Source organism: Nocardia sp. NPDC055029, from assembly GCF_053608525.1.
The window spans coordinates 1-14,428 of the sequence record NZ_JBSGVQ010000025.1; the positions used below are offsets into that span (position 1 = coordinate 1).

Below are 14,428 nucleotides of genomic sequence, written 5' to 3' on the forward strand. Positions count from 1 at the left end.
CTGGTGTAGGTGACTGGTACTAATAGGCCGAGGGCTTACTATCGAAGGTGTTACGCGTCCACTGTGCGGTATCTGAAACAACAGACACTGCAGCAAACCTGATCTGTTCGGGCTCCACTTGTGGGGTTCGGGTGGAGTCGAGGGAGCGCTGTCTAGTTTCATAGTGTTACGGCGGTTATAGCGGTGGGGAAACGCCCGGTCCCATTCCGAACCCGGAAGCTAAGGCCACCTGCGCCGATGGTACTGCACTCGACAGGGTGTGGGAGAGTAGGACACCGCCGGAACATCCTTCGCGATAGGGGACCCAGAATCTGGGTCCCCTATCGGCGTTTGTGGGGCCGACGACGGCCCTGGCACGCCAGGCGGACGATGCCCCGTCCTCCGCCCGTGGTTGAATTCTTGTAGGCGGGGCCATGACAACACTCCCCGAGGCCGGGGAATCTAGAAAGGGATCGCCGTGTCGGAACACAACGACGGACGGAAGCCTTTCCGCCGGGACGGAGACGCCCGCGGTTTCGGCCGGCGCGGCGAACCGACCGACCGCCCCCGCGGCGGACACGGCGACAACCGTGGCGCAGGACGTGGCGAAGGTGGCGGTTTCCGCCGCAATGACGACAATCGTGGCAGCCGCGGTGGTTCCGACCGCTCCGAGGGCCAGCGTGGCGGCTACAACCGCGATGATCGTGGTGGTTACCAGCGTCGCGACGACGCAGGCCGTGGCGGCTCCGGCGATCGCGGCGGCTTCCGCCGCAACGACAACGACGACCGTTCGCGCGGTGGTTCGGATCGCGGCGGCTACCAGCGCCGTGACGACGCAGGCCGTGGTGGCTACCAGCGGCGCGACGACAACGACCGGGGTGGTTTCCGGCGCAGCGACAGTGGCGACCGTGGTGGTTACCAGAAGCGCGACGACGCGAGCCGGGGCTCCTCCGGCGACCGCGGCGGGTTCCGTCGCCGTGACGAATCCGACCGTCCCGCAGGCGGTTTCGACCGCGGCGGTGACCGTGGTGGCTACCGCCGCAACGATGACGACCGTCCCCGTGGCGGCTCGGATCGTGGTGGCGATCGCGGCGGCTACCAGCGCCGCGAAGGTGACGACCGTTCGCGCGGCGGCTACGACCGTGGTGACCGCGGCGGCTTCCGGCGCGACGACGACCGTTCGCGCGGTGGTTCGGACCGTGGTGGCGATCGCGGCGGTTTCCGTCGCGACAGTGGCGACCGTGGTGGTTACCAGCGTCGCGACGACGCGGGCCGTGGTGGCTCCGGCGACCGTGGCGGTTTCCGCCGCAGCGACAGCGGTGATCGCGGCGGTTACCAGAAGCGCGACGACGCGGGCCGTGGCTCCTCCGGTGACCGCGGTGGCTTCCGTCGCGGCGAGAGTGGTGACCGTGGTGGTTACCAGCGCCGTGATGACGCGGGCCGTGGTGGCTCCGGTGACCGTGGTGGCTTCCGCCGTAGCGAAGGTGACGACCGTTCGCGCGGTGGTGCCGATCGTGGCGGTGACCGCGGTGGTTTCCGTCGCGGCGAGAGTGGCGACCGTGGTGGTTACCAGCGCCGTGACGATGCGGGCCGTGGTGGTTCCGGCGATCGTGGTGGTTTCCGCCGCAACGAGGGCGACGACCGTTCGCGTGGCAGCTCGGATCGTGGCGGTTTCAAGCGCGGCGAGAGCTCGGATCGTGGCGGCTACCAGCGGCGCGACGACAACGACCGCGGCTTCCGCCGCGACGATGATCGCGGACGCGGTGGCTTCAAGCGGGGCGGCGACTCCGGTGGGACCCGCTATGTCGGTGAGGACGGTGCGCCGCTGGACGGCACATACCGCGAGAAGCGGCGTGAGCGCGAAGGCGATGTCCTTGGCGTCGTCTCGTCGGCGGCAGCATCGGACGCCGATGCTGCCGGTATCGAGCAGGCCGACATCGAATCGGCCGACGTCGAGGCAGCAGCGAGCGATGAGATCGCACCCGCGTCCACTGAGCAGTCCGACGACACCTCCTCGGCCAGCGAGCGCGCCGAGTTTACGGACGAGGTAGTCGCCGAGCCGACGAACGAGGACATCGAAGAGGTGGCCGACGACCGCGAGGCCGCGGCAGACACCTCGGCTCGCGCCGCGGAGACCGGCTACGGCAGCCGTGGCGCCGAGGACCGTGACGACCGCCGTCGTGGCGGCGAAGGCGCCCGGACCGCGGGCGGACGGTCCACCGACCGCCGCGCGGCACGTCCGGACGAGCCGGATCTGCCGGAAGACGTCCAGGCCTCCGATCTCGATCCGGCCGTGCGCCGCGATCTGCTGAGCCTGGACAAGAACAATGCCGAGACTGTCGCCCGGCACATGGTGATGGCCGTCGAGCTGCTCGAAGACGATCCCCGCCTCGCCCTGGCGCATGCCAGGGCCGCCCGGCAGCGGGCAGGCCGCATCGCGGTGGTGCGCGAGACGGCGGGCGTGGTGGCCTATCACGCCGAGGAATGGGCCGAGGCGCTTTCGGAGCTGCGGACCGCGCGACGTATGTCGGGTGGCTCCGGGCTGCTGGCCGTGATGGCGGACTGCGAGCGTGGTCTCGGGCGGCCGGAACGGGCCATCGAGCTCGGCCGCAGCGAAGAGGCGCAGGCGCTCAGTGGTGACGAGGCCACCGAGCTGCGGATCGTGGTCGCCGGCGCGCGAATGGACCTGGGTCAGTTCGACCAGGCCGTCGTGACGCTGCAGACCCCCGATCTGGATCCGGCGCGCACCGGTTCGGCCGCCGCGCGCCTGTTCTACGCCTACGCCGACGCGCTGGTCGCGGCGGGACGCACCGACGACGGCCTGCAGTGGTTCCTCAATGCCGCTGCCGCCGACCTCGACGACGAAACCGACGCCGAGGACCGCGCCGCGGAACTCACCGGTGACGCGTAGCAGCTCCAGCACTCGACGGCCGCAGGATGGGAACCCGACAGCGGTTCCCGTCCTGCGGCTGTTCTGCGTCGGGGTCAGAGGGCACCGAACAGCAGGCCGGTGAGGCCCAGCGGCACCTGCTGGAGCGATATTCACCAGGTGGAACTGGATCAGCGCGCCGCTGAAGATGGCGGGGACACCGGCATCGGCGGCAGGTACCCTCAGCCGCCCCATGCCGTTGGCTTGGGTGAAGTGGCCGATGGTGACTTGAATCACCGGGGTGGTGGCGACGCGCGCGACGCCGTGCGCCGAAACCGGGCACACCGTGCACGGACGGTCACCGCATGCTCGATCATGAAGAGTGCGAGCACGATTCGACGGTCCGGCGAGGCCAGGGGCTGTCGGTGGGCTCGCCTAGGGTCGGCAGGTGTGTTCGGCCCGGCAGTGACGACGGAGTGAGGGTGTGTGAACCGGCTACGCGATCAATACGACGCTTTGCTGCTCGACCTGGACGGAACGCTGTACCGCGGTCCCGAGGTCATCGACGGCGCCCCGAAAGCGCTCGCTCCGGACGGTGATTCGGCGCAGCGGCTGGTGTACGTCACCAACAACGCGGCACGTGGGCCGGGTCCGGTCGCCGAACATCTGGCCGAGCTGGGCTATCCGGCCATGGCCGACGATGTGGTGACCAGCGCCCAGGCCGCGGCCGGGATGCTGGCACACCGGCTGGCCCCCGGAGCTCGGGTACTCGTCGTCGGCACCGACGACCTCGCCGCCGAGATCGAAGCGGTCGGCCTCGTACCGATCCGCCGGTTCGGCGACGTGCCGCCCGAAGCCGTCGTCCAGGGGCATTCGCCGACCACCGCGTGGCCGGACCTCGCCGAAGCCGCGTACGCGCTGCGGGCGGGTGCGCTGTGGGTCGCCGCCAACACCGACCGCACCCTGCCGAACGAGCGCGGCCTCGCGCCGGGCAACGGGTCCATGGTCGCCGCGCTGCGGACAGCCTCCGATCGTGAGCCTCTGGTCGCAGGCAAGCCGTACGCGCCGCTGATGGAAGACGCGCTCGAGCGCTCCGGCGCCCGCAACGCGCTGGTCGTCGGCGATCGCCTCGACACCGACATCGAGGGCGCCAACGGACTCGGGCTCGACTCGCTGCTGGTGCTGACCGGGGTCAGCACGCTCGAGGAAGTGGTCATCGCGCCACCGGCACAGGTGCCCACCTATATCGCCACCTCACTCGACGCCCTCAACGCCGACATCGTGCCCGAAGCGGTCGCGCCCGCGGCCGTCGCGGAACTGTTGCGACAGCACCCCGGCAGGGCGGTACGGGTGCGCGCAGTCGATTCGGAAATCCGATAGCGTTGACGACACGATGAGTACTCCGAGTTCACCGCCGACCGGCGCGCCGCAGCCACCCCGCCCCGGGATCCCGCTGCCGGGCAGTCACCTGCCCGGTGGTCAGGCGAGGCCGGAACCGGCCGACCCGAACCGGATCAAGGCCGAGGTCGACGCGCTGCTCGCCGAACTCGGCGCGACCCCGACGGTCACCGGCCCTGCCGAGAACACCGAGGCCGGTGCCGACATCACCCGCCGTGCGCGCATCCTCGAGCAGGCGCACGACGTGCTGGTGGACGCCCTGGCGACAGTGGACAAGATCTGAGGTGGCCAGGCGAGCGCGTGTGGACGCCGAACTGGTTCGCCGCGGATTGGCGCGATCGCGAGAACACGCGGTCGAGCTGATCAGCGCGGGGCGCGTCCTGATTGCCGGAACCGTCGCGGTGAAGCCGGCGACGGCGGTGGAGACCGGTACCCCGCTGATCGTGCGGGAAGAACCCGACGAGGTGTCGTGGGCGTCGCGTGGTGCGCACAAGCTGCTCGGCGCGCTCGAGGCGTTCGAACCGCAGGGTCTCAGCGTCGCGGGCAAGCGATGCCTGGACGCGGGCGCGTCGACCGGCGGGTTCACCGATGTCCTGCTCTCGCGGGGCGCGCGGGAGGTCGCCGCGGTCGACGTCGGGTACGGCCAGCTGATCTGGCGGCTGCAGAGCGACGACCGTGTCCAGGTGTACGACCGGACCAACGTGCGCAACATCACGCCCGAAACCATCGGCGGCACAGTCGAATCCGTCGTCGGCGATCTGTCGTTCATCTCGCTGGGGCTGGTGCTGCCCGCGCTCGCGGCCTGCGCCGCCGACGGCGCGGATCTGCTGCCGATGGTGAAGCCGCAGTTCGAGGTCGGCAAGGAACGGGTCGGTTCCGGTGGCGTGGTGCGTGATCCGGCGTTGCGCGCCGAAGTGGTACGCGAAGTCGCCGCGGTGGCGGGTGCGCTCGGATTGCGGACGCAGGGTGTGGTGGCCAGCCCGCTGCCCGGCCCGTCGGGCAATGTCGAGTACTTCCTGTGGCTGCGCAAGGTCGGGACGTTCGAGTACGACGCCGCGCAGGTGGAGGCCCTGGTGGCTCGTGCGGTTGAGGAGGGTCCGCAGTGAACACGCACGACGGCGGCAGGGAGATCCTGCTCGTCGCCCATCCCGGCCGCGCGGAGATCATCGAGACCGCGCACCGGGTGGCGAAGATCTTCGCCGAAGCGGGCATCTGCCTGCGGGTGCTTGCCGACGAGGCCGACAGCACCCGATTCGAGGACGAGCCGGCCGGCTACCCGGTGCGGGTGGTGCCGCACAGCCCGTCCGCGGCGCTGGGCTGCGAGATGGTGCTCGCCCTCGGCGGCGACGGCACCTTCCTGCGCGCGGCCGAACTCGGCCGCCCGAGCGGGGTGCCGGTGCTCGGAATCAACCTGGGCCGCATCGGTTTCCTCACCGAAGCCGAGGCCGAGCATCTCGACGAGGCGCTGGCCCAGGTGGTCGACCGGGACTATCCCGTGGAAGACCGGATGACCATCGACGTCACCGTCCGGGTCGACGACACGATCGTCGAACGCGGCTGGGCGCTCAACGAGGCCAGCATCGAGAACGCGCAGCGCATGGGCGTGCTGGAAGTCGTGCTCGAGGTCGACGGACGGCCGGTGTCGGCGTTCGGCTGCGACGGCATCCTCATCTCCACACCGACCGGGTCGACCGCGTACGCGTTCTCGGCGGGCGGACCGGTGGTGTGGCCGGAACTCGAAGCGATGCTGGTCATTCCGAGCAACGCGCATGCCTTGTTCGCGCGTCCGCTGGTGACCAGCCCGGATTCGCTGATCGCCGTGGAGACGGTGGCGACCGGGCACGACGCGATCGTGTTCCTCGACGGCAGGCGCACCTTGGCCTTGCCGCGCGGCGGCCGCGCCGAAGTGGTCCGTGGCGAACGACCGGTGCGGTGGGTGCGGCTGGATTCCGCACCGTTCGCCGACCGGATGGTGCGCAAGTTCCAGCTGCCGGTCACCGGCTGGCGGGGTAGACATCGAACGGAGAACAGCCGCGATGCTGACAGAGATCAGGATTGACGGACTAGGCGTCATCTCGACGGCGACCGCGCAGTTCCATGCGGGTCTGACCGTGCTCACCGGTGAGACCGGTGCGGGCAAGACCATGGTCGTCACCAGCCTGCACCTGCTCAGCGGCGCGCGCGCCGACGCGGGCAGGGTGCGGCTCGGCGCGTCGAAGGCCGTGGTCGAAGGCCGTTTCGTCATCGATGATGTCAACGAAGCGGCCCGCGCGGCCGTCGGCGAGGTGCTGGAGTCGGCCGCCGCCGAGGCCGACGAGGACGGCAGCGTGATCGCCGTGCGCACGGTCAACAGCGACGGGCGTTCGCGCGCGCACCTCGGCGGTCGCGGTGTGCCGGCGGCCGTGCTCGGTGAGTTCACCTCCCGGCTGCTTACCGTGCACGGCCAGAACGACCAGCTGCGCCTGCAGCGCCCGGAACAGCAACTCGCCGCGCTCGATCAGTTCGCCGGCGACGGTGTCGCGGGGCTGCTGCGCAAGTATCAGGTGCATCGCCGATCGTGGCTCGATGCCCGCACCGAACTGCTCGAGCGGACGGCGCGCAGCAGAGAGCTGGCACTCGAAGCCGACCGGCTCAAGCATTCGCTCGCCGAAATCGACGGCATCGCACCGGAACCCGGCGAGGACGTCCGTCTCGTCGCCGAGATCCGCAGACTCAGTGATCTGGATTCGCTGCGTGAGGCGGCCGTCGCCGCGCACGAGGCGCTGTCCGGTCCCACGGACGCGCCCGCCGACGGTGGCGGGGTGCTCGATCTGCTCGGTGGCGCGCGGGCCCGGCTGGATTCCGCCGACGATCCGGGGCTGACGGGCCTCGCGCCGCGGCTGGGTGAAGCCATCGCCGTGGTCGTCGACGTGACCACCGAACTCAGCGGCTATCTGTCGGAGCTGCCGTCGGATCCTGGCGCGCTCGACTCGATGCTCACCCGCCAGGCCGAGCTGAAATCGCTGACCCGCAAGTACGCGCCCGACATCGACGGCGTGATCGCCTGGGCCGACGAATCACGCGCCCGCCTCGACTCGCTGGACGTGTCCGAGGACGCGCTGGCCAAACTCGCGGGTGAAGTCGAGACCGCGGCGGGCAAGGTGCGCGAGGCAGCCCGCAAACTCAGCGCCGCCAGGGCGAAGGTGGCGGGCAAGCTGGCCACCGCGGTGAGCACCGAGCTCGGTGGGCTGGCGATGGGCAAGGCCCGGCTCGAGGTGCAGGTGCGGCCCGTACCAGCGGGCGCGCAGGATTCGGCGCCGATCGATATCGACGGAAAGCAGCTGCACGCCGGGTCGAACGGGGTCGACGAGGTGGAGTTCCGGCTCTCGGCGCATTCCGGCGCGCAGTCGCTGCCGTTGAGCAAGAGCGCCTCCGGCGGTGAGCTCTCGCGGGTGATGCTCGCGCTGGAGGTCGTCCTGGCCGGGTCCGATCACGGCGCGACCATGGTCTTCGACGAGGTCGACGCAGGCGTCGGCGGCCGGGCCGCGGTGGAGATCGGCAAGCGGCTCGCACGGCTCGCGCGTACCCACCAGGTCATCGTGGTGACCCACCTGCCGCAGGTGGCGGCCTTCGCCGACACCCACCTGGTCGTGAACAAGTCCGACGACGGAAAAGGCAAGGTGGACAGCGGAGTTCGCACGCTGACCGACGACGAGCGGGTGGTGGAACTGGCACGCATGCTCGCGGGTCTGGACGATACCGAGACCGGCCGCGCGCACGCGGAGGAACTGCTGGAAACCGCGCGGGCGGAGCGAGCACCGGCCTGACCGCGGGTGACGTCGCCCGCGCGGAACGCGGGCGACGTCGGCGCGACTACTTCAGGGCTTTGCGCACGCCGCCGATGAGCTGGTTGGTCAGCTGACGCAGGCCGAACTCGAGCACCGGCGCGGGCACGGGCAGCGACGGCTCGGACTCCATCGTGTAGACCACGCGGGTGCCGCCTGCGGAGGTGTCGGCGAAGGTGACGATGCCGACGTGGCGCTTGACCGGCGCGCCCTTGACGATCTTGTACTCCATCCGCTCGCCCGGGACCAGCGCGGTGATCTCCTCGGTGACGCCTGCCTTGCCGAAGCCGAGCAGGTGCTGCGCGCCGACGCCGGTGGCCGGATCGCCCTGCTTGATCAGCTTGACCTGGATCGGCAGGTAGGGGCTGACGGCCTCACGCTCGGTGAAGAGGCGGTAGACGATGTCGCGAGGGGCGTCGAAAACCGTCTCGACGGTGCTGCGGGGCATGATGTGTCTCCTGTCCGAGATGTCTGTGACCCGCAGCATACGGGTAATTGTCGCCCCTGCCCCGATCTGGCCACGGTCGTCACCGGCTACGGCACCTTCCTTGCGTCCTGAGCGCTCAGGACAGTGCCGCGGCGAACATGGTGATCGGCGCGTTGAGCAGACCGTGCACGCCGATCACCAGCCATGGATTGCGGTGACGTGACCACAGGTAGCCGAGGAACAGTCCGGTGACGCCCTGGTTGGCGATCACCGCGGCGAGGTCGAGTGGCAGGCCGAGCCCACCCTGGATCGCGGTGTGCCAGCTCGCCCACAGCAGGGCGGTCAGCGCGATCGCGGGCCACCGGCCGTACCGGGACTCCAGCCGGGTCTGCAGCCAGAAGCGGTAGAAGACCTCCTCGATCACCGCGTTCACCAGGAACACGACGACCAGCACGACCGGGTCGGGAACCGTTCCACCCGACCAGGGTTGCTGCCAGGCCGCCAGCCCGGCGAACGCGAGCACGGCGGGCAGCGGCCGCAACCATCGCCCTCGGGTGTCGACCCGCGCCCACTCGCGCACGGTGGCCCAGCGGGCGAGCAGCGGAATCGCGAACAACGCCAGTTTCAACAGCAGGAACCAGCCGTCGCCGGGCAGCAGATGCACCGCGATCGCGAACGCGACCGCCACAGCGGCCAGCATCCAGGCCTGACGGGCGACCCGGCCGGGGGAGTCGGCGGCGAACGGGTCGGTGGCGGATCGCCGCGGCCGGACGGCCCAGGCGAGCGCGATGCCCGCGGCGGCAGGCAGCCAGATCGACAGGATCGAGCGCGTGTCGTGTGTGTCGGCGCTGGTCCGCAGCGCGGTATGCCCGGTGAGTGCCAGTGCGGTCACCGCGGTCACGTAGATCGCGACGCACGCCGCGCCGATCGCGGAGCCGCGGTCGCGGGAAAAGTCCATTCTCCCAACATAATCCGGTACCGCGGGTGCGTGGTGAGCTTCCTGCCGGCCGTCAGCCGACCGGGAACAGGGTGTGCCGGCAGGTTGCTGTGATTCGACGAAGGCGACCGGCAATCCGGCGCGCCTCCACCAAAGGTTGAGGGTTTGCCCGCATCATCGGCGACATGAAGATGCCGGCGTTGTTGTCGAGGAGGAGCACGGAAACGCTTCCCGGTGTCACCGGGATCGCCCGGGTGGATCGTGACACCCGGCGACTGTTGCGGCGCGTCAGCGCCGGGGACGTGGTGGTCCTCGACGAGACCGATCTGGACCGCCACATCGCGGACCGGCTGGTCGAGGCCGGTGTCGTCGCGGTGATCAATACCTCGCCGTCCATCTCGGGCCGATATCCCAACCTGGGCCCGGAGGTGCTGGTTGCCAACGGGATCCTGCTGGTGGACACGGTGTCCTCCGATGCCTTCGGCAAGATCAAGGACGGCACCAAGGTGCGCATCGACGATGGCATCGTCTACGAGGACAAGCTGATCATCAAGAAGGAACCCGAGGTCCTGGTCGAGGGCATCGAGTTCGACGAGTCGGATGTCGCCGACCTGATGATCGAGGCGCGCAACGGCCTCGCCGATCACCTCGACGCGTTCGCGGGCAACACCGCCGAGTTCGTCCGTACCGAGAGCGCGCTGCTGATCGACGGCATCGGCGTGCCCGATATCGAACTGGAACTGCGTAACCGGCACGTGGTCGTGATCGCCGACGGGCCGGGGCATCTCGAGGAGTTGCAGCGGCTCAAGCCGTTCATCAAGGAGTACGCGCCGATCCTGATCGGCGTCGGTGGCGGTGCCGACACCTTGCGCAAGCTCAAGTACACGCCCGATCTGATCGTCGGCGATCCGGACGAGATCAGCACGGAGACATTGCGATCCGGCGCCGAGATGATCCTGCCCGCCGACACCGGCGGGCACGCAAGGGGTCTGGAACGCATCCAGGATCTCGGCATCGGCGCGACCACGTTCCCCTCGTCGGGCTCGCCGACCGATCTGGCGCTCATGCTGGCCGATCATCACGGCGCGTCGCTGATCGTGCTGGCCGGTTCGCCCGCGTCGCTCGAGGACTTCTTCGACCGTGGCCGTCGGGACAGCAATCCGGCGACGTTCCTGACCCGGTTGAAGGTCGGCGCGAAACTGGTCGACGCGAACGCGATGTCGACGCTGTACCGGCAGCGGTCCCCGAGCGCGGCGCTGGCGCTGGTGGTGCTGGCTGCGCTGGTCGCGATCGTCGTGGTGGTCCTGGCCTCGCGCAACGGGGCCGAGGTGCTGGACTGGGCGGTCGAGTACTGGAACCGGTTCGTTCTGTGGATGCGTGGTCTGCTGTGATTTCGTTGCGTCACCACGCCATCTCGATCGCGGCGATCTTCTTCGCCCTGGCCGTCGGCGTGGTGCTCGGCTCGCAGACCCTGGCCTCGGACATGCTGTCCGGCCTGCGCTCGGACAAGAGTGATCTGCGCGGCCAGGTCGACGCGCTGACCGCACAGAACGAGCAGTTGACCGGCAGGCTCGATGCCGCCGACCAGTTCATCGCCGGTTCGGCGGGGCGCATTCTCGGCGGCGCGCTGGCCGACCGCAGCGTCGTCGTGTTCACCACCCCCGACGCCGACCCCGGCGACATCGACGGGGTGAGCAAGGCGCTCGAGACCGCGGGCGCCGCGGTGACCGGCCGGATCGCGCTGACCGACGCGTTCGTCGACGCGGGCGAGGGCGACCGGATGCGCTCGGCGCTGACCAATATCGTCCCCGCCGGCGCGCAATTGCGGACCGGCGCGGTCGATCAGGGCAGCATGGCCGGCGACCTGCTCGGCCTGACCCTGCTGCTCGACCCCGCGACGAATCAGCCGCGCAGCACCGCGCCCGAACTCTCGCTGGTCCTGGAGACCCTGCGCGGTGGCGGCTTCCTCGCCTACGGCGACACTCCAGTGCGACCCGCGCAACTCGCCGTGGTGGTCACCGGCAACGGTGTCGCATCCGACACCGGACAGGGCGCGACTATCGCCCGCTTCACCGGTGCGGTCCGCGCGAGGGCGGCAGGCACCGTGCTCGCGGGCCGGGCAGGCGCCGCCGAGGGAAGCGCCGCCATCGCCCATGTCCGCGCCCAAGCGCCCCTGGCGGCAACAGTCACCACGGTCGACAATAGCGACCGCGAAATAGGCAGGGTCACAACAGCTCTCGCCTTCACCGAACAACTCACCGGTGGCGCGGGCCGCTACGGAACCGGCCCGACAGCGACCTCGCTGACGATGGTCGCCATGCCGCGCTGACAGTCATCTCCATGGCCCGTCGAGACAACTGATTTCGTGAGCACATGGGTAACTCACCGGGCACGCCCAGCAGCCGCCGACCATCTCATCGCGGGCCCGACTGCCAACACGCCCCGCCGCTAACGACCCGCTAAATACGCGGAGAGGCTGGCTACTGCTACTCTGGAGTTCCGTGGGTCAAACACGGAATCAGGCTCGAACTGCCACCAAGCACATCTTCGTGAGCGGTGGCGTCGCCTCCTCTTTGGGTAAGGGTCTCACCGCCTCCAGCCTCGGTCAGTTGCTGACCGCGCGCGGCATGCGGGTGACGATGCAGAAGCTCGACCCGTATCTGAATGTCGATCCGGGCACCATGAACCCGTTCCAGCACGGCGAGGTGTTCGTCACCGAGGACGGCGCCGAGACCGACCTCGACGTCGGCCACTACGAGCGGTTCCTCGATCGCGATCTATCCAAGGACGCGAACGTGACTACCGGGCAGATCTATTCGACGGTCATCGCCAAGGAGCGGCGCGGCGAGTACCTGGGCGACACCGTCCAGGTGATCCCGCACATCACCGACGAGATCAAGAACCGCATCATGGCGATGCAGGGCCCCGATCTCGAGGGCCAGGTGCCGGACGTGGTGATCACCGAGATCGGCGGCACCGTCGGCGATATCGAGTCGCAGCCGTTCCTCGAGGCGGCGCGCCAGATCCGCCACGACGTGGGTCGCGACAACGTGTTCTTCCTGCATGTGTCGCTGGTGCCGTATCTGGCGCCCTCGGGTGAGCTCAAGACCAAGCCGACGCAGCACTCGGTCGCCGCGCTGCGCAATATCGGTATCCAGCCCGACGCGCTGATCCTGCGCTGTGACCGTGAGGTGCCGCAGGGGCTCAAGAACAAGATCGCGCTGATGTGCGACGTCGACGTGGAGGCGTGCATCTCCACGCCCGACGCGCCGTCGATCTACGACATCCCGAAGGTGCTGCACAGCGAAGGCCTCGACGCCTACGTGGTGCGCAAACTCGGCCTGCCGTTCCGCGATGTGGACTGGGCCGTGTGGGGCGATCTGCTCGACCGCGTGCATTCGCCGCGCGAGACCGTCGAGGTGGCGCTGGTCGGCAAGTACGTCGACCTGCCCGACGCCTACCTGTCGGTGACCGAGGCGCTGCGTGCCGGTGGCTTCGCGCACCGGGCGAAGGTGAACATCCGCTGGGTGCCCTCGGACGAGTGCCAGACCGAGGCGGGTGCCCAGGCGGCGCTGCGTGACGTCGACGCGGTGCTGATCCCCGGTGGTTTCGGTATCCGTGGCATCGAAGGCAAGCTCGGCGCGATCGGGTATGCCCGCCACCGCGGCATCCCGCTGCTCGGCCTGTGCCTCGGCCTGCAGTGCGTGGTCATCGAGGCGGCGCGCTCGGTCGGCATCGACGACGCCAACTCGGCGGAGTTCGAGCCCGACACCAAGAACCCGGTCATCTCGACCATGGCCGACCAGGAAGACGTCGTCGCCGGTGAAGCCGATCTGGGCGGCACCATGCGCCTCGGCGCCTACCCGGCCACGCTGCAGAAGGGGTCGGTCGTCGCGCAGGCGTACGGCTCCGAGCACGTCTCCGAGCGGCACCGGCACCGGTTCGAGGTCAACAACGCCTACCGCGACGCCATCGCCAAGAGCGGCCTGGTGTTCTCGGGCACCTCGCCCGACGGGCACCTGGTGGAGTTCGTCGAGTACCCGGCCTCGGTGCATCCGTTCTTCGTCGCCACCCAGGCGCACCCGGAACTGAAGAGCCGTCCGACCAGGCCGCATCCGCTGTTCGCCGCGCTGATCAACGCGGCATTGAAATACAAACTGGCCGAACGCCTTCCCGTAGACTTCCCGGAGGAAGAGCTCGCGGAGCACGCCGCGGATCTCTGAGGAAATCCGGCATGAGCGGTCAGCGGCCGGAGGAGGTAGCGGAGCGTGACCACGCAGGCCGCCCGAGCATGCCGAATGGAAACAGGACATGAGCCAGCCCGGTAGCCACGACTTCGAGACGGTCTCCAGCCGGGTGCTCTACAGCGGGGCGATCCTGGCCTTGCGCCAGGATCAAGTCGCGATGCCGGACGGGCGGATCGCCGATCGCGAGGTCATCGAGCACCACGGCGCTGTCGCTGTGCTCGCGCTCGACGACGACGGCAATGTCGTCCTGATCCGCCAGTACCGGCATCCGATCGGTACCCGGCTGCTCGAGCTGCCCGCCGGGCTGCTCGACATCGACGGCGAGGACCCGCTCACCGCGGCCAAGCGCGAGCTGGCCGAGGAGACGGGCCTGGCCGCCGCCGAGTGGTCGGTGCTGGTCGATGTGGCGTTGTCGCCGGGATTCACCGACGAGGCGCTGCGGGTGTTCTTCGCGACCGGGCTCACCGAGACCGACCGGCCCGACCCGGAGCACGAGGAAGCCGATCTCGAGCTGGTCAGGATGCCGGTCGCCGAGGCGGTGCGCGCGGCGCTGGCCGGGGAGATCGTGAACGCGACGGCGGTCGCCGGCGTGCTCGCGTACGCCGCGGCTACGGCGAGCGGGGTGCCAATGCGTCCGGCCGACGCGCCGTGGGCGGGTCAGCCGACAGCGTTCCTGCGCCGCAAGGCCGCCGAGTCCGCGGCCAACGGTAGCGACGCGTGAGCACGGCGGCCGTCCCTGCCGCAGCC

Annotated in this window: 11 protein-coding genes, 1 rRNA gene and 1 pseudogene; 11 read left to right on the forward strand and 2 right to left on the reverse strand. The window is 69.6% G+C overall.

What is annotated here, in order from left to right; genetic code table 11:
* Positions 1-167: 167 nt before the first annotated feature.
* The 7 genes and pseudogenes from rrf (at position 168) to recN (ending at position 8,052) form a co-directional block, all read left to right on the forward strand.
* A 5S ribosomal RNA gene (rrf, locus tag ACWF9G_RS21100) occupies positions 168-284 on the forward strand.
* A gap of 1,735 nt (positions 285-2,019) precedes the next feature.
* Positions 2,020-2,890 (forward strand): annotated as a pseudogene (locus ACWF9G_RS21105) (hypothetical protein); the annotation flags it as partial.
* 444 nt (positions 2,891-3,334) lie between these two features.
* Positions 3,335-4,228: an HAD-IIA family hydrolase gene (locus ACWF9G_RS21110; RefSeq protein WP_452517232.1), complete on the forward strand. Its 894-nt coding sequence runs from the start codon at positions 3,335-3,337 to the stop codon at positions 4,226-4,228.
* A gap of 13 nt (positions 4,229-4,241) precedes the next feature.
* The gene (locus ACWF9G_RS21115; protein ID WP_452517233.1) at positions 4,242-4,529 is read left to right on the forward strand and encodes a hypothetical protein; all 288 of its coding nucleotides are present in this window, start codon (positions 4,242-4,244) and stop codon (positions 4,527-4,529) included.
* Position 4,530: 1 nt separating this feature from the next.
* Positions 4,531-5,352, forward strand: coding sequence for a TlyA family RNA methyltransferase (locus ACWF9G_RS21120; RefSeq protein ID WP_452517234.1), 822 nt, complete (start codon positions 4,531-4,533; stop codon positions 5,350-5,352).
* Positions 5,349-6,305: an NAD kinase gene (locus ACWF9G_RS21125; RefSeq protein ID WP_452517236.1), complete on the forward strand. Its 957-nt coding sequence runs from the start codon at positions 5,349-5,351 to the stop codon at positions 6,303-6,305. The genes ACWF9G_RS21120 and ACWF9G_RS21125 overlap by 4 nt, the downstream gene beginning before the upstream one ends.
* Positions 6,283-8,052, forward strand: a complete 1,770-nt coding sequence (gene recN / locus ACWF9G_RS21130; RefSeq protein WP_379304214.1) for a DNA repair protein RecN — start codon at positions 6,283-6,285, stop codon at positions 8,050-8,052. Before ACWF9G_RS21125 ends, recN begins: the two co-directional genes overlap by 23 nt.
* 46 nt (positions 8,053-8,098) lie before the next feature.
* On the opposite strand, the gene ACWF9G_RS21135 is transcribed toward recN, so the two are convergent.
* Both ACWF9G_RS21135 and ACWF9G_RS21140 read right to left on the reverse strand, forming a co-directional pair.
* A complete protein-coding gene (locus ACWF9G_RS21135) occupies positions 8,099-8,518 on the reverse strand; it encodes an SRPBCC family protein (RefSeq protein ID WP_379304213.1) in 420 nt (139 codons plus the stop codon).
* A gap of 115 nt (positions 8,519-8,633) precedes the next feature.
* Positions 8,634-9,455, reverse strand: coding sequence for a CPBP family intramembrane glutamic endopeptidase (locus tag ACWF9G_RS21140; RefSeq protein ID WP_452517238.1), 822 nt, complete (start codon positions 9,453-9,455; stop codon positions 8,634-8,636).
* Between the two features lie 164 nt (positions 9,456-9,619).
* Here ACWF9G_RS21140 and steA point away from each other — a divergent pair, with 164 nt between their 5' ends.
* From steA to ACWF9G_RS21160, 4 genes are all read left to right on the forward strand, one after another.
* On the forward strand, positions 9,620-10,825 hold the full coding sequence (steA, locus tag ACWF9G_RS21145) for a putative cytokinetic ring protein SteA (protein WP_379304211.1): 1,206 nt from the start codon (positions 9,620-9,622) through the stop codon (positions 10,823-10,825).
* On the forward strand, positions 10,822-11,763 hold the full coding sequence (locus ACWF9G_RS21150; RefSeq protein WP_452517239.1) for a copper transporter: 942 nt from the start codon (positions 10,822-10,824) through the stop codon (positions 11,761-11,763). The genes steA and ACWF9G_RS21150 overlap by 4 nt, the downstream gene beginning before the upstream one ends.
* A 172-nt stretch (positions 11,764-11,935) precedes the next feature.
* On the forward strand, positions 11,936-13,657 hold the full coding sequence (locus tag ACWF9G_RS21155; protein WP_379304208.1) for a CTP synthase: 1,722 nt from the start codon (positions 11,936-11,938) through the stop codon (positions 13,655-13,657).
* 88 nt (positions 13,658-13,745) lie between these two features.
* Positions 13,746-14,402 carry an NUDIX domain-containing protein gene (locus ACWF9G_RS21160; protein WP_452517241.1) on the forward strand — a complete coding sequence of 219 codons (657 nt, stop codon included), beginning with the start codon at positions 13,746-13,748 and terminating at the stop codon, positions 14,400-14,402.
* The last annotated feature ends 26 nt before the right edge of the window (positions 14,403-14,428 follow it).

Coding starts and splice junctions, on each gene's coding strand:
- ACWF9G_RS21135 (WP_379304213.1), bottom strand. CDS start 8,518: ATGCCCCGCAGCACCGTCGAGACGGTTTTCGACGCCCCTCGCGACATC.
- steA (WP_379304211.1), top strand. CDS start 9,620: ATGAAGATGCCGGCGTTGTTGTCGAGGAGGAGCACGGAAACGCTTCCC.
- ACWF9G_RS21140 (WP_452517238.1), bottom strand. CDS start 9,455: ATGGACTTTTCCCGCGACCGCGGCTCCGCGATCGGCGCGGCGTGCGTC.
- recN (WP_379304214.1), top strand. CDS start 6,283: ATGCTGACAGAGATCAGGATTGACGGACTAGGCGTCATCTCGACGGCG.
- ACWF9G_RS21160 (WP_452517241.1), top strand. CDS start 13,746: ATGAGCCAGCCCGGTAGCCACGACTTCGAGACGGTCTCCAGCCGGGTG.
- ACWF9G_RS21115 (WP_452517233.1), top strand. CDS start 4,242: ATGAGTACTCCGAGTTCACCGCCGACCGGCGCGCCGCAGCCACCCCGC.